This is a genomic window from Pseudomonas sp. IT-P100 (assembly GCF_949767185.1).
Taxonomy (GTDB): domain Bacteria; phylum Pseudomonadota; class Gammaproteobacteria; order Pseudomonadales; family Pseudomonadaceae; genus Aquipseudomonas; species Aquipseudomonas fluorescens_B.
The window spans coordinates 95360-109700 of the sequence record NZ_CATKQK010000001.1; the positions used below are offsets into that span (position 1 = coordinate 95360).

Genomic DNA, 14341 nt, shown 5'->3' on the forward strand with positions numbered 1-14341 from the left:
GGAGCTTACTCCCGCTGGGTTGCGCAGCAGCCCCAAAATCAGTCGACGTGGTTTGTCAGGCACATCGTAACCGCCGGGTTTACGACTGCTGCGCAGACGAGCGGGAGCGAGCTCCCTCGCCACAGGGTGTGTGTGTGACAGAGATGTGATCACAAGCGCGGCGCCGGCACTTGATCGAGCAATTGCTGTAGCACGTGATCGACCTCCAGCCCTTCGATATCCAGCTCCGGCGCGATGCGTACGCGATGGCGCAGCACCGCCAGCGCGCAGCCCTTGATGTCGTCCGGAATCACGAATTCGCCGCCACGCAGCAAGGCGCGCGCCCGAGCGCAGCGCACCAGCGCAATGGAGGCCCGAGGCCCGGCGCCGAAGGTCAGGCCGGGCCAACTGCGGGTCGTGCGCGCGAGGCGTACGGCGTAATCGAGAACCTGGTCGTCCAGCGGCAGATCGCTGGCGATGCGCTGCAGGGCCAGCACGTCCTTGGCTTGCAACACAGTGCGCAGCGGTTGCACGTCGAGCATGTCGGCCCGGGTCGAGCGGCTGACCTGGCGCACCATGTCCAACTCCTGATCGGCGTCGGGGTAGTCCATGCGCACTTTGAGCATGAAGCGGTCCAGCTCGGCTTCCGGCAGGGGATACGTGCCTTCCTGTTCGATGGGGTTTTGCGTGGCGAGCACCATGAACGGCTGCACGATGGGCAGGGCCCGGCCTTCGAGGGTGACTTGCCGTTCCTGCATGGCTTCGAGCAATGCGGCCTGGGTTTTCGCCGGGGCGCGGTTGATCTCGTCGGCGAGCAGCAGGTTGGTAAACAACGGACCTTTGCGCAGTTTGAATTGCTCGGTCTGCAGGTCGTACACCGCGTGCCCGGTGACGTCGCTGGGCATCAGGTCCGGGGTGAACTGGATACGCGCGAATTCGCCGCCGAAGCAGCGGGCGAGGGCGCGCACCAACAAGGTCTTGCCCAACCCCGGCACACCTTCGAGCAGCACGTGGCCGCCGGCAATCAGCGCGGTGAGTACATCGTCGATCACCGTGTTCTGGCCGATGACGGCTTTTTGCAGCTCCGCTCTTACCGCTTGGGCCAACTGACTGGCGCGCTGGCGTTGCTGCGCGGCATGGCTCGGTGCGCCGGGCTCGATCTGTTCACTCATAAGGCATTCCTCAAGGTTTGCAGGTGGGCGACCTGACGGCTGAATTCAACGCTGGACAGCCGTTGCTTCGGTCGCGGGCTCATGGCCTGGCTGATAGCGCGTGTGGGTTGACCGGTCAGGCGTGCGAGCACCAGCCATTGTTCGGCGACGCCGAGTTGTTCAAAACCGGGATGACGGCGCCGCATCCGGCGCAGGATGTCCTGCTGCAAGGCTTGCAACAGGCTGGCTTGGCCGGTGCGGCGCCACATGAAATAGGCGCTGGCTCGCAAGTGTTCGTGGAGTTGCCGGCGAGCGCTCGGGGCGGGTTCGATCAACGGGCCGTGGCGCACGCCGACATGCCACAGACACAGGCCGATCAGGGCGATGAGGGCCACCAGCGCCTGGGGGAAGTAACGCAACAACAACGCCAGCAGGCTGTCGTGATCGGTGTTGAACAGCAGGGTCACCTTCGTGTCCGCGGTCAGGTACCAGAGCAGCCAGGCGTTGTCGTACCGGTCGATGGCCGGGGTTTTCCACAGGTCGGCATCGGTGACCACGATGATCGAACCGAGCCCGTGGTTCAGCTGCATCATGTGCGTGGCCTTGCCGCTGTTGGCCCAGGCTTGGGCGAGATTTTTCGGGTCTTCGAGATGGAACGCGGTATCGAAGGTGGCATAGGCTGGCGCGTCTTCGTCCTCGAGGTACAGCTTGGTCAGTTTGGGGTAGGGGTCCTTGCCGGTGTCGGGCGGCGGGTCCTTCAGGTCTTTGCTCAATGACTGGTGCAGCTGGACCCGGTCGAGCAACAGGTCATTGCTCTGGCCCAGTTTTTCATCCCACAACGACTCGGCGATGAATAGAAGACGGCCACCGGCGCGGGTCCAGTTCAGCACTTGATCGATCTGGCGCGGGGTCATGCCGGAGCGGTCGCCGAGCAACAACAGGCTGCGTTGCCGGGGCTCCAGCGTGGGCAGGAGATCGAGGCTGTTGGCGTGGCTGACGGTCAGGCCCTGTTGGCGCAGGAAATGTTCGGCGGCCAGATAAGGGTTGGCCTGGGCTTCGGGTGAAGGGCCGTGATCGATATCTGCCTGATAGGGCGTCGCCCTGGCGTACAGATAAAGACTCAACGCGCCCAGCAGCACGGCGATGAATACGCCGGCGGCGAGCCACAATCGGCGGTTCAATGCGTAGCCCCCGGACCGAACAAGGTCCGCCAGCCGTCACACAGTTCCTGTTGTAAATGTGCCGGTGGCAGGCGATGCCCATAGGCCATGTTTTGCCAGTGCCCGGTCAGGTTTTTGCTGAAGGCCAACAGGGCGGGCTGTTGCAGTTTTTCGACACGCTCCAGCACCTGGCCCTCGGTGTCGGCAGGTTTCAGCGCCATGTTGTAATCGTGCAGCAAATGACTGAGCAGCGCGCGATAGAGCAAGCCGAGCGCCTCGCGAGGGCTGGATTGCCAGAGGCTTTCGGCGCTGGCAGCAATGTCTGCGGGCAGGGTTTCGCGGCTCAGGTCCAGGCCGAATGCCTGCTGCGGTAACGGCCGCGTGACTTTGCCCTTCAACGCCGGTCGGCGACTGACGAAGGCCTGCAACCATGCCCGGTAACGCCAGATCAATAAACCGATCGCGCCGATGACGGCGCCCCAGAGCAGCACTTCAATCAAGGTCGCCAACGCGCCGAAGCGCTGGTTGTCCAGCAACTTGAATAGGGTCTTCAGCCATTCAGGGGCTTTGCCATCGTCAGGGTTTTCGGCGGATGGCTTGTCCTCGCCAAAACGATAGCGCGTGACGGTTTCCTTGTTCTTGAACGGTGGCTGATCGAGGATCGCCTTGATGCTGTCCCGGGACGCCTGGCTGGTCAGTGGCTGGCCCAGCAGACGCGGACTGTCGGGAGCAATGGCCGGTTCGGCGGCCCAGAGGTTTTGCCCGGTTGGCATCAATAGAAATGCTGCCAGCAGTAGCGTGAGGGCGGCACCGCTCACCCGTTGGCGCAGGCGGCGGAATACCAGCTCGATGTCCCAGGCCTCCAGCACCGTGCGCCGGTTCAGGTAAAGACTGAACCCGCAGGCCACGTAGATCGGTTCCCACACCACCAGCACCATCACGTAAAACGCATTCGTCAGGTGCTCCAGCCAGCGCCAGTCCTGTGTGGCGGCGGACAGCAAGGTCTGCCAGCTCCAGTCGAGTTCGACTTGTGGCGGCAGGAGCAGGTAGAACAGCACCATCAGGCCGATCCACAGCGCACTTTCCAGATGTACGCCGATGATCGTCAGCCACCGCGCTGCACCGCCGTCGCGTTGCAACAGCACTTGCAAGCGCTGTTGCCGCGCTTGGCCACTCAGGCCTTCGAGTTGCACCACCGGCAACAGGAAACTGCGACTCAGGCTCAAGCGTCGCCAGGTCAGGCTGGCCAGCAGTTGCGGCTTGAGCAGGCGTGGCCACTGGCGCAACGCCTGTTTCAGCGTGGGCGTTTCACCGAACATCGCTTTGGAGAGTATGTGCAGCGGCAGACGTTCAAACGCCGGTTTCAGCCACCAGAAGATAAACGCGACGAGTGAGGGAGAATCCCACAGCAGCAAGGTGAGCAGGGCGAAAACCGGCAGGGTCATGATGGCCCAGCTGGCCATCAGCAGGCGTCGGTGCCGCTGGCTCAGCAGCACGCCCAGGTCCATGGCTTCCCAGGTGGTTCGAGGGCGGATCACCACGGTCGCGTCACTCAGGCGCATGGCGGGTCCGTCCGGCAAACAGCAGGTACATCGCTACCAAAAACCACAGCGACGCGCCGACCAGATATTTGGTCATCGGTGCTGGCCCGGTCATCGACGACCAGTAGGCTTCGATAAAGGCCGCGATCAACAGAAACAGCATGACCCCGCAGATCAGCAGCACACTTTTGCGCGCCGCCACGCGCAGGGCTTCGGCGCGCGGCAGTCGTCCCGGTGCAATCAAGGCCCAGCCCAGTTGCAGGCCGGCGGCACCTGCCAGGGCAATGGCGCTGAGTTCGAAGGCACCGTGGCCGATCACGAAGGACCAGAAGGTTTGTCCGTAGCCGATCTGAGTCAGATGCCCGGCCACCGCGCCGATCATCAAACCGTTGAAGAACAGGAAAAACGCGCTGCCCAGGCCAAACAGCAAACCGCTGGCGAAGGTCTGAAAGGCAATGCCGATGTTGTGCATGATGTAGAAACCGAACATCACCCAGTCTTCACTGGCCGCCCGTTCCGCCGAGCGTCCAAGGTGGCCGGCGACAGGGTCGTACATGCCTTGCATTTCACTGACCTGTTCGGCCGGGATCAGGTTGTAGACCAGGTCCGGGAACAGATACACCAGCACGGCAAAGCCGATCAGGCTGCCAAAAAACAACAGGCTGGCGGCGAGCACGAAACGCCACTGCTCACGTACCAGTCGCGGGAAGTCCGCCAGGATGAAACCCAGCGCGTTGGCACCCAGTCGGCTGCGATGCTGATAAAGCTGTTGGTGCCCGCGCAGCACCTGTTGCTGCAACGAGTCGATCAGAAAACTGCTGTAGCCGCGTTCCTGGGCCAGAGCCAGATGCTGGCAGAGCCTCCGATAGTCTGTCGGAAAACTGGCGATCCGTGTGGTGTCCTTGTTCCGCTCCAGCCTGTCGAGCAGGAGGGAAAATTGCGCCCATTCAGCCTTGTGGCGATTCTCGAAAAGACTTTGCTTCATGCGGGGCCCAACAAGCCGCGGGCGATGCCGTTGAGTTCCGCCACGGCGCGTGGTGCTGAAACCTTCAACGGTTGCGCGAGGATGGAAGCGAGTTCCGTGACCCGCGCTTCGGAGAGTTCGCCCTGGCGTTCGGCAAACCCGAGGATGGCGCGTTGCTCGGGCAGCGTCAGGGCAAACGGCGGACGCCGCGGCTCGGCGTCCGGCAGTTGCGGTCGGGTGAGCGGCTGCTCGCGGTAGATCACCAGCGTACCGGCGGCCAGGTCGCCGAGGCGTTTGAAGCTGGGGTGTTGCAGGCAACTGATGGCGCCGAGGAAATAGCCGAACGGCAACAGGTCGACAAAGCGCAGCAGGTTGCGCAACAACGATGCGGACCAGCCGATCGGCGTGCCATCGTCCTGCACCACCCGCAGGCCCATCCATTGCTTGCCCGGCGAGCGCCCGTGATTGAGCACCTCGAACAGCACCATGTACCACCAGCTCACCCCGAACAGCAGGATAGAGCCCAGCCCGGCGCCAAGTTTTCCCAGGAACGCGAGGACAATGAACAGCAGGCCCAGGATCAAGCCGCGCAGTCCGAGATCGATGGAGAACGCCAGCGCACGCACCATCAACCCGGCCGGGCGCAGTGGCAAGTCGATGCCTTCCGGCGTTTCAACCTGATACCGCGTATCCAGTGGCGGGGACAGCGTCGCTTTCCTTGGCAGTGCTGCGGTCTCGAGCATGGGCAACCTGATGATGTGGCCTGATCGGGATTCTCTGTCCGGCCGATGCTAGCAGCCTCTTGGGGGAAAACGACATAACTATGTATTGCACGGTGCGTGGCGAGAGGTGATTGAATGCAAGATCACTGGCCGGGGCGGGATGCAAACGCCTAGACTTCGCCGATCTTCAGTTCAGGAATAGCCCGTGACCTCGATCTTCTGGTACGACTATGAAACCACCGGCATCAACCCCCGTTGCGACCGTCCGCTGCAAGTGGCGGGGCTTCGCACTGACTTCGATCTCAATGTCATCGACGAGCCGGTCAATCTTTACTGCCAGCCCAGCGAGGACATCCTGCCGCATCCGGCGGCTTGCGCGATCACTGGCATCACACCGGGCCAATTGGCCGGGCACGGTTTGAGCGAAGCGGATTTCATGACCCGGGTGCATGCCCAACTGGCGGCGCCGGGCACGTGTGGCGCGGGTTACAACACCTTGCGCTTCGACGACGAGATGACTCGTTACAGCCTGTATCGCAATTTTTTCGACCCGTACGCGCGCGAGTGGCAGGGCGGTAACAGTCGTTGGGATTTGATCGACGTGGTGCGCGCCGCCTATGCCTTGCGTCCGGATGGCCTCGTCTGGCCCAAGGATGACGAGGGGCGGGTAACGCTCAAACTCGAACGCCTGACCGCCGCCAATGGCATCGATCACGGCAATGCTCACGAAGCGCTGTCGGACGTTCGAGCGACCATTGCGCTGGCGCGTCTGATTCGAGAAAAACAACCGAAGCTGTACGACTGGCTGTTTCAGTTGCGCGGTAAACAAAAAGTGATGGATCAGATTCGGCTGTTGCAGCCGATGGTGCACATTTCCGGGCGCTTTTCGGCGGCACGCAGTTATGTCGGCGTGGTGCTGCCGCTGGCCTGGCACCCGCGCAACAAGAACGCGTTGATTGTCTGCGACTTGCACCTGGATCCCCAGGGCTTGCTTGATCTGGATGCTGACGCCTTGCGCCAGCGCCTGTATACCCGTCGCGATGATCTGGCCGAGGGCGAGTTGCCGGTGCCGCTCAAGCTTATCCACATCAACAAATGCCCGGTGGTCGCGCCCCTGTCGGTACTTCGTCCCGTTGATCAGCAACGCCTGGGGCTGGACATGGCGTTATATCAGGAGCGCACGCTGCGGCTAAGTGACGCACAGCAAGTTTGGCGAGATAAAGTTCAGGCCATTTATGCCAGCGAGGATTTCACCCAGAGCAAGGACCCCGAGCAACAGTTATACGATGGTTTTATTGGTGATCGGGATCGGCGCCTTTGTGAGCAAGTCCGGGCAGCTGACCCGGCGCAATTAGCAAAGGTACAATGGCCTTTCGATGATGAACGTTTACCCGAATTATTGTTTCGATATCGAGCACGTAACTTTCCCGACACGTTGAGTTTCGAAGAGCAAGAACGTTGGCGAATATTCTGTCAGCAACGTTTGTCAGATCCTGAGTGGGGAGCGCCCAATACGCTGGAAACTTTTGCAGAGGCCGCAGCCCACTTGAACATTACGGCGACGCCATTCCAGCAAGAGGTGCTCAACGAGTGGAGCAATTATGTCCAGGCATTGCGCAAACGTTTGAATCTTTGAAACTGAAATGCCCGGCACTGAATGCCGGGCATAAAAAAACGCCAGCGTTTGCTGGCGTTCTTCTTTTGCAGCGAAAAGCGTTGTGGCTTAGCCCAGCAGGGTAGCCCAGCCTTCAACCACGTCACCGCCCCACTTGGCTTTCCACTCTTTCAGAGTCTTGTGGTTGCCACCTTTGGTTTCGATGACTTCACCGTTGTGCGGGTTTTTGTATTGTTTAACTTTGCGAGCACGCTTGGTGCCAGTAGTTTTTACTGCGCCGCCGCGTGGTGCCTTGGTTTTGGATTCTGGATCCAGCAACGCGATGATGTCACGCAGGGACTTGGAGTATTCGCCCATCAGGGTGCGCAGTTTGCCTTCGAATTCCAGCTCGGTTTGCAGTTTGTCGTCTTGGGACAGGTTCTTCAAACGGGCTTGCAGCTCTTTGATAGCTTCTTCGGTGGCGCGATATTCGTTGATCAAGGACATGGGGACTACCTTATGTTAAGCGCTGGATGGCAGGTGACAGTGCGGCAATAATAGTCAGGGTGTTTCATCAAGTAAACAATTAAACCGGAGTTTATTTGAATTAGTTGTCGTGAATAGGGCGCACGCTGGATGCGCAGTTAAATAGTGTGACCCAGGTATCACAGATATTCACAATTGAGCACTTGAAGATTGGCAACAAGAGCACCATTGCGCGGGTGAGCGAGTGCTTTCAACGCGTGTGCCTGCCATCCCCGCACAACGCAAGGTGTCATCTATACTGCAGTTTTTCCGCGCAATCGCTAGAATGCGGCCTTTGCGAAGTTCTGGAGTTTCCCCCCCATGCGCACTTTTCGGCTGGTGATTGCTTGCCCGGACCGCGTCGGCATCGTTGCTAAAGTCAGTAACTTTCTGGCGTCACATAACGGCTGGATCACTGAAGCGAGCCATCACTCGGATAATCTCAGTGGCTGGTTCTTCATGCGTCACGAAATTCGGGCCGATTCGCTGCCTTTTGGTATCGAGGCCTTCCGCGAAGCGTTCGCGCCGATTGCCGAAGAGTTCTCGATGAACTGGCGCATTACTGATACCGCGCAGAAAAAGCGCGTGGTGTTGATGGCCAGCCGCGAGTCTCATTGCCTGGCAGACTTGCTGCACCGCTGGCACAGCGATGAACTGGACTGCGAAATCTCCTGCGTGATTTCCAACCATGACGATTTGCGTAGCATGGTCGAGTGGCACGGTATTCCTTACTACCACGTGCCGGTCAATCCACAGGATAAAGAACCGGCGTTCGCCGAAGTCTCGCGCCTGGTCAAACAGCACGAAGCCGAAGTGGTGGTACTTGCCCGTTACATGCAAATCCTGCCGCCCGAGTTGTGCAGTGAATATGCGCACAAGGTCATCAACATTCACCACAGCTTCCTGCCGTCGTTCGTCGGCGCCAAGCCTTATCACCAGGCTTCCCTGCGTGGGGTAAAGCTGATCGGTGCGACGTGCCACTATGTCACTGAAGAGCTGGATGCCGGCCCGATCATCGAGCAGGACGTGGTGCGTGTCAGCCACAGCGACAGCATCGAAGACATGGTGCGTTTCGGGCGTGATGTCGAGAAGATGGTGTTGGCTCGTGGTCTGCGTTATCACCTGGAAGACCGGGTGCTGGTGCATGGCAACAAGACCGTGGTGTTCTGATCCCCGCACGACACGGTTGAAATTCGAAGGGCCTGGGCGTTCAATCGCTCAGGCCCTTCGCCGTTTCTGCACTGAGGACATGACCATGGCCGATCCACTGGACAAAGCTACTTCCAAGGCCCCCGCGACATTGGGGGAGGGGTGTTTGAGCCGCTACGACCCGGATGACTTGAGCCCTGAAGACGGGACGGAGTTTCCGGGGGCGGCGGAGTTGTGGGAGGCGTTGAATCCGGATTCTGGCCCTGAAGGAGCTGGATTGCCGGTGAAGCGGTCTTGAGGTTTGGCGTGCGGTCGCTTTTTGTGTGCATATCCGTTGCTGCAGCACCGGATATGTATGCAACAAAAAACACCCCCCCTAAGCCTGCCTAAACCTCATCAACTTCTTCAACAACGGCCGCCCAAGCATCAACAAAAACACCGGTCCCCCAACCACCAGATAAAAGTAATAAGTCACTGCCCGCCAAATCAGAATCGCCGCCGCCGCCGTGGATTTCCCCACCATGGGTGCCAGCAGCGCGGCCGAGGTCAATTCCGCAGCCCCTGCGCCACCCGGCAACAGGCTGAATTGCCCCGCGCTCAGCGAAAGCATCTGGATCAGAAAACTCCAGGCCCACTGCAAATCCGCACCGAGCCCGCGCAACGCCAGGTACAACACGCTATAGCGCAGGACCCAATGCACACAGGTCAGGACAAACACCTTGATCAACGTCTGAGCGGGCAACTTCAGCGTGTCAGTGAATGCCGCCAGAAAATGCAGGAGTTTTCGTGCCCAACGCATTCGCGTGCTGCCTTTGACATTCAGGCGCACGAGCAAGCGTCCACTCAGGCGAATCAGCAGCCGATGATAGCGCGCGATCACCACGCAACTGAGCAGCCCGCCAAACATCGAAATGGCACTGACCGTCAGCAGCCATTCCATGCGTTCGCTGAGGTGCTGGAACAGCGCATAAATCAGAATCCCGATTAACGCGCAGAGAAAGAACAGCAGGTCGCTCAGTTGATCCATGGCGAAGACGGCGCTACCCCGTGCCGGGCGCACGCCGTTGCGTGCCAGCAGCGCCATGATCGTCAGCGGTCCGCCGCTGCCGCCCGGCGTGGCGCAGTAGGCGAACTCGGCCGCCATCACCACGCCAAGGCTTTTGACCGGACTGACCTTGTCGCGCTGATCACCCAGCAACAGGCGCAAGCGCATCGTGTTCACCACCCAGCACAGCAGGATCATGCCGAACATGATCAACAGCCAGTTCAATGGAAAACTCTGCAGTCGCGACCAGGTCTGGTTACCGCCAAGTAACAGAGGAATCAGCACCGCAACGAGCAGCGCGACAAACAACACAATTGCGCGGCTCATGCGGCGCGACCGACGCGGTCGGTGTGCAGCGTCAGCCACCGCGCCTTGGTCATCGGCACACGGCCCTCGTCAAGCAGGCGCTTGAGGGTTTGCAGCCAATAATTGCGTGAGAAAGGGTGACGCATGTCCACCGGGTGCAACCCCAGGCGAATCACCGCAGCGCGACGCCAGCGGTGTTCACGCTGATCGCTGACCAGCTTCGATACACCCCGACGCCAGGCACTGCGTGCACTCCACACCAACCCCGGCGCATCGACCGGGGTGAAATCCGGCAGGCGATACAGGTGCTGCGGATCGCTGGTGTAACTCAAGGGTAACTGGCGCAAGGCCTGGCGCGTTCCTTCGCTCATCAGCCAGGCCGGGGCGACAAAACCCTCCAGCGGCCAGTGGTAGCGATGGAACACTTCAATGCCGGCATGCAGACGTGCGAGGGCGGCTTCCTGAGACAGGCTGTAAAACTCGCCCTCGTGGGTGTAGATGCGACGCATGAACCAGTCTCGCGGTGTGTGGGGGGGCGGGCTTTCATCGCAATGAAAATAGCCGTGCAGCGCCAGTTCGTCACCTCGGGCGACACGGCGGGTGAGCATCCGTCGAAATCCCGGATGGGCCTCAAGATCGTTGTGTTTGTGAAAGTCCGGCACCACCAGCCAGGTCATCGGCACTGCGCCCAAGGCGTCGACGGCTTCGACAAAGGGTTGGTAGTCGGCCCAGGTTTGTGGGGCGACGTCGTGCAACACCAATAGCAGGCTGGGCGCGTTCATGGGCTCAGCCATTGGCGATCCGCGGCCATTGGCTGCCGAGGACGGCGTAATAATGGCCCAGCAGACTGTTGACCACCGTGTCCCAGGAATAATGGCGCTCGACATGACTGCGAGCCTGTTGGCCCAGAACGGCACTGCCCGAACCGAACAACTCCCGAACGGCGTTGGCCATCGCCATTGAGTTGTTCGGCGCGCAAAGCAGGCCGCAGTCTGAGTTGATGATTTCCTGAAAGGCCCCGGCTGCCACGGCCACCACTGGAATGCCGCAAGCCATGGCTTCGAGAATCACCAGGCCGAAGGTTTCCTGATCGCCGGCATGCAGCAGCGCGTCGGCACTGGCCATCAGCCGTGCCACTTGCGTCGCCGGGCAGAACTCATCGACCACCGTCACGTTGTCCGGCACCACCGCCGGCATCGACGAACCCACCAACAACAAGTGATAGCGGCGGCCCAGGCGCTTCATGCAGTCGAGCAACACCGGCAGGTTTTTTTCCTTGGAGCCGCGTCCGGCGAAAATCAGCAGATGGGTATTTTCATCGATGCCCAGTTCTGCGCGCAGGCCCGGGTCCCGTGCATCGGGATGGAAGGTGTGCAGGTCGACACCCAGGGGTTGGACGAAAACGTTCTTCACCCCCAGGGTAATCAATTTGTCGGCCATGATCCGGCTCGGCGCCAGCACCCGGTCGAAATTACCGTATAGCTTGCTGACGTAGGCCTCGACATTGGTGGTGACCCAGTTGCCCATGCGGTTACTGACCAGCAGCGGCAGGTCCGAGTGATAAAAGCCGATCACTGGCACATCGAGTTGTCGCCGGGCGTCGAGCGCCGCCCAGGCCGTGAGGTACGGGTCGCCGACTTCGATCAGATCGGGTTGCAAATCCTGAAGGACATTGCGCCAGGGCGCGAGGCGCAGAGGGAAACGGTAACCCTTGCCGAAGGGCAGGGCGGGGGCTGGAACCGTGTAAATGCCATCCTGTTCACCCAAGTGTGCGCCGGGGATCAGCAGGCTGTGACGAATGCCGGGCTTGATACCCAAGCGACGGTGTTTAGCATCCAGATACGTGCGCACGCCACCGCTGGCAGGGGCGTAGAACATGGTGATGTCAGCGATATGCACGATGAGCATTCCTCCGATCCGTTGTTCTCCGTTGGTTGACCTTTATGAAGGATAGATGTTCGGTTGGGGTTTTGTGGCGGGGGCTGGAACTTTGGACCGTTATGTGGCGAGGGAGCTTGCTCCCGCTCGGCTGCGAAGCCGTCGTCATTCAGACGGTGCGTCAGATCTGACACACCCACAGAATGTTGGGCTCGCTTCGCGACCCAGCGGGAGCAAGCTCCCTCACCACAGGTCCGGGAAACACTAAATACGGAAACTGCCCACCAATTGCTTGAGGCGCGCCGCCTGCTGCTCCAGGTCCGAACACGCCCGCAATGTCGATTGCAGGTTTTCCACGCCTTCCTGGTTCAGCGTGTTGATCTCGGTGATGTCGACATTGATCGACTCGACCACCGCCGTCTGTTCCTCGGTTGCCGTGGCCACCGACTGGTTCATCCCGTCGATCTCGCCAATGCGCAAGGTCACGCTGTTCAGGCGCTCGCCCGCCAGGTTGGCGATTTCCACGCTGTCCTGGCTGTGACGCTGGCTGTCGCTCATGGTGCTGACGGATTCGCGGGCGCCGACTTGCAGCTCCTCGATCATGGTCTGCACCTGTTGCGCCGATTCCTGCGTGCGGTGCGCCAGGTTGCGCACCTCATCGGCCACCACGGCGAAACCACGCCCGGCTTCACCGGCACGAGCGGCCTCGATCGCAGCATTGAGCGCCAGCAGGTTGGTTTGCTGGGAAATGCTGGTGATCACTTCGAGGATCTGCCCGATGTTCACGGTTTTGCTGTTCAGCGATTCGATGTTGGTGCTGGAGGCGCTGAGCATGCTCGACAGTTGGTTCATCGCGACAATGCTGCGATCCACCACTTGCTGGCCGTCTTCGGCGAGGCTGCGGGCGTCGCTGGCCTGACTCGAGGCCTGGGCGGCGTTGCGCGCAATTTCCTGGGCCGCGGCACCGAGCTGGTTGATGGCGGCGGCGACGCTGCTGGTGCGCGAAGCTTGTTGGTCGGAGTTGTACATCGACGAGTTGGAGGCCGCGACCACGCGCAGGGCGACTTCGTTGACCTGGCCGGTCGCCGACGACACTTCGCGGATCGAACCGTGAATGCGCTCCACGAAACGGTTGAACGCGGTGCCGAGCACGCCGAATTCATCGTTGTTCTGGATAGTCAGGCGTTTGGTCAGGTCGCCCTCACCATCGGCGATATCGGCCATGGCGCGCGTCATGACGTGCAGCGGCTGGATCAGGAGGCGGATCAACATGCCCAGCAGGGCGATGATGATGGCGACCGCGATGATGGTCGCCACGACCGCCGAGGCGCGGAATTCGCTGAGCTTCGCAAAGGCTTTGCCTTTATCCGCCGACAGACCGATGTACCAGTTGACGGAATTCAGGCCTTTGATCGGCGTGAACGTGACGATGCGGGTTTTGCCATCGACTTCAACTTCACTGAAATCGCTGCTGATGCGCGGTGTATCTTTCGGGTACGCCTCGGCCAGTGATTTCATCACCAGCGCTTTGTCCGGGTGCACCAGAATCTTGCCGTCGGCGCTGATCAGGAACGCATAACCCATACCGTTGAAGTCCATCGCATTCAGGCTGTCGGCGATCACTTGCAGGCTCAGGTCGCCGCCGGCCACGCCGATGTTCTGACCGTCCTTGAGGACGCTATTGACGATGGAGATGACCAGCTGGCCGGAGGCCAGATCGATATAGGGTTCAGTCAGTGCCGGGCCGCTGGTGCTTTGGGCGCTTTTGTACCAGGGACGGGCGCGGGGGTCATAGCCCTCCGGCATTTTGCTGTCCGGCCGGATGATGAAGGTGCCATCCTTGTTGCCCAGATAGGCACCCATGAAGGTCGACGTCACTGCTTTCTGCTCCAGCAGCTTGGCGACGTTGTCGATGTCGGCGTTCAGCGCGATGCTTTGTGAGAGGTTTTCGATCAGCAAGCTGCGTCCGGTCAGCCAGGTCTGGATATTGTTGGCAGCCACACTGCCCATTTCTTGCAGATAGTTGTCCAGGTCCTTGCGAATGGCGTTGCGCTGCAGATAGTCGTTGTACAGTGTGAACGAGGCGAACGCGGCAATGACGATGAGTGCCGCGGCGAGCAGGATTTTATGGCTGAAGCGCAGATTTTTGTTCATGGCTCGGGGTTCCGCTAAGGTCTTAAGGCCCAAGGCGTGCTTTTATAGAAAAAGCGCAGTGGGCGATCATGAAAACAAGCTGATATTTCCGTCCTCTCCTTAGGGGGATTACCGACGCTTTTCAGTCTTTTATATCGGCCGTGCAGCATTAAAGATTAACCATGGGTGACCAA

General features: G+C 60.3%; 13 protein-coding genes. 3 read left to right on the forward strand and 10 right to left on the reverse strand.

What is annotated here, in order from left to right; all coding sequences use genetic code 11:
* Window positions 1–149: 149 nt before the first annotated feature.
* The 5 genes from ACM6IQ_RS00395 to ACM6IQ_RS00415 are packed head-to-tail and all read right to left on the reverse strand — an operon-like array spanning window position 150 to window position 5538.
* Window positions 150–1151, reverse strand: coding sequence for an AAA family ATPase (locus ACM6IQ_RS00395; RefSeq protein ID WP_017340500.1), 1002 nt, complete (start codon window positions 1149–1151; stop codon window positions 150–152).
* On the reverse strand, window positions 1148–2311 hold the full coding sequence (locus ACM6IQ_RS00400) for a DUF4350 domain-containing protein (protein WP_414877858.1): 1164 nt from the start codon (window positions 2309–2311) through the stop codon (window positions 1148–1150). Before ACM6IQ_RS00400 ends, ACM6IQ_RS00395 begins: the two co-directional genes overlap by 4 nt.
* Complete coding sequence (locus ACM6IQ_RS00405) at window positions 2308–3852, reverse strand: DUF4129 domain-containing protein (RefSeq protein WP_414877859.1); 1545 nt, start codon at window positions 3850–3852, stop codon at window positions 2308–2310. Before ACM6IQ_RS00405 ends, ACM6IQ_RS00400 begins: the two co-directional genes overlap by 4 nt.
* On the reverse strand, window positions 3839–4816 hold the full coding sequence (locus ACM6IQ_RS00410) for a stage II sporulation protein M (protein WP_414877860.1): 978 nt from the start codon (window positions 4814–4816) through the stop codon (window positions 3839–3841). The genes ACM6IQ_RS00405 and ACM6IQ_RS00410 overlap by 14 nt, the downstream gene beginning before the upstream one ends.
* On the reverse strand, window positions 4813–5538 hold the full coding sequence (locus tag ACM6IQ_RS00415; RefSeq protein ID WP_017340496.1) for an RDD family protein: 726 nt from the start codon (window positions 5536–5538) through the stop codon (window positions 4813–4815). Before ACM6IQ_RS00415 ends, ACM6IQ_RS00410 begins: the two co-directional genes overlap by 4 nt.
* Window positions 5539–5722: 184 nt before the next feature.
* On the opposite strand from ACM6IQ_RS00415, the gene sbcB reads away from it, so the two are divergent.
* Entirely contained in the window at window positions 5723–7153 is a 1431-nt protein-coding gene (gene sbcB / locus ACM6IQ_RS00420; protein ID WP_017340495.1) for an exodeoxyribonuclease I, read from the forward strand.
* 87 nt (window positions 7154–7240) lie between these two features.
* On the opposite strand, the gene mvaT is transcribed toward sbcB, so the two are convergent.
* Window positions 7241–7618 (reverse strand): histone-like nucleoid-structuring protein MvaT, encoded by a 378-nt coding sequence (gene mvaT, locus ACM6IQ_RS00425; RefSeq protein ID WP_007933316.1) that lies wholly within the window; start codon window positions 7616–7618, stop codon window positions 7241–7243.
* 339 nt (window positions 7619–7957) lie between these two features.
* Between mvaT and purU the strand changes: the two genes are divergently transcribed.
* A complete protein-coding gene (purU, locus tag ACM6IQ_RS00430; protein WP_017340494.1) occupies window positions 7958–8806 on the forward strand; it encodes a formyltetrahydrofolate deformylase in 849 nt (282 codons plus the stop codon).
* A gap of 85 nt (window positions 8807–8891) precedes the next feature.
* Window positions 8892–9083 carry a hypothetical protein gene (locus tag ACM6IQ_RS00435; protein WP_017340493.1) on the forward strand — a complete coding sequence of 64 codons (192 nt, stop codon included), beginning with the start codon at window positions 8892–8894 and terminating at the stop codon, window positions 9081–9083.
* Between the two features lie 78 nt (window positions 9084–9161).
* Here the strand turns inward: ACM6IQ_RS00435 and ACM6IQ_RS00440 are convergent, their stop codons facing one another.
* From ACM6IQ_RS00440 to ACM6IQ_RS00455, 4 genes are all read right to left on the reverse strand, one after another.
* A complete protein-coding gene (locus tag ACM6IQ_RS00440; protein ID WP_017340492.1) occupies window positions 9162–10157 on the reverse strand; it encodes a lysylphosphatidylglycerol synthase transmembrane domain-containing protein in 996 nt (331 codons plus the stop codon).
* A complete protein-coding gene (locus tag ACM6IQ_RS00445; protein WP_017340491.1) occupies window positions 10154–10930 on the reverse strand; it encodes a DUF2334 domain-containing protein in 777 nt (258 codons plus the stop codon). Before ACM6IQ_RS00445 ends, ACM6IQ_RS00440 begins: the two co-directional genes overlap by 4 nt.
* Window positions 10923–12044 carry a glycosyltransferase family 4 protein gene (locus ACM6IQ_RS00450; protein ID WP_414877861.1) on the reverse strand — a complete coding sequence of 374 codons (1122 nt, stop codon included), beginning with the start codon at window positions 12042–12044 and terminating at the stop codon, window positions 10923–10925. Before ACM6IQ_RS00450 ends, ACM6IQ_RS00445 begins: the two co-directional genes overlap by 8 nt.
* A gap of 234 nt (window positions 12045–12278) precedes the next feature.
* Entirely contained in the window at window positions 12279–14168 is a 1890-nt protein-coding gene (locus ACM6IQ_RS00455; protein WP_414877862.1) for a methyl-accepting chemotaxis protein, read from the reverse strand.
* Window positions 14169–14341 lie beyond the last annotated feature (173 nt).

What these genes read in the sequence shown, in the direction of transcription:
- ACM6IQ_RS00435 (WP_017340493.1), top strand. Translation starts at nt 8,892, where the DNA reads ATGGCCGATCCACTGGACAAAGCTACTTCCAAGGCCCCCGCGACATTG.
- ACM6IQ_RS00415 (WP_017340496.1), bottom strand. Translation starts at nt 5,538, where the DNA reads ATGCTCGAGACCGCAGCACTGCCAAGGAAAGCGACGCTGTCCCCGCCA.
- mvaT (WP_007933316.1), bottom strand. Translation starts at nt 7,618, where the DNA reads ATGTCCTTGATCAACGAATATCGCGCCACCGAAGAAGCTATCAAAGAG.
- ACM6IQ_RS00395 (WP_017340500.1), bottom strand. Translation starts at nt 1,151, where the DNA reads ATGAGTGAACAGATCGAGCCCGGCGCACCGAGCCATGCCGCGCAGCAA.
- ACM6IQ_RS00410 (WP_414877860.1), bottom strand. Translation starts at nt 4,816, where the DNA reads ATGAAGCAAAGTCTTTTCGAGAATCGCCACAAGGCTGAATGGGCGCAA.
- ACM6IQ_RS00455 (WP_414877862.1), bottom strand. Translation starts at nt 14,168, where the DNA reads ATGAACAAAAATCTGCGCTTCAGCCATAAAATCCTGCTCGCCGCGGCA.
- purU (WP_017340494.1), top strand. Translation starts at nt 7,958, where the DNA reads ATGCGCACTTTTCGGCTGGTGATTGCTTGCCCGGACCGCGTCGGCATC.
- ACM6IQ_RS00445 (WP_017340491.1), bottom strand. Translation starts at nt 10,930, where the DNA reads ATGGCTGAGCCCATGAACGCGCCCAGCCTGCTATTGGTGTTGCACGAC.
- ACM6IQ_RS00450 (WP_414877861.1), bottom strand. Translation starts at nt 12,044, where the DNA reads ATGCTCATCGTGCATATCGCTGACATCACCATGTTCTACGCCCCTGCC.
- ACM6IQ_RS00440 (WP_017340492.1), bottom strand. Translation starts at nt 10,157, where the DNA reads ATGAGCCGCGCAATTGTGTTGTTTGTCGCGCTGCTCGTTGCGGTGCTG.
- ACM6IQ_RS00405 (WP_414877859.1), bottom strand. Translation starts at nt 3,852, where the DNA reads ATGCGCCTGAGTGACGCGACCGTGGTGATCCGCCCTCGAACCACCTGG.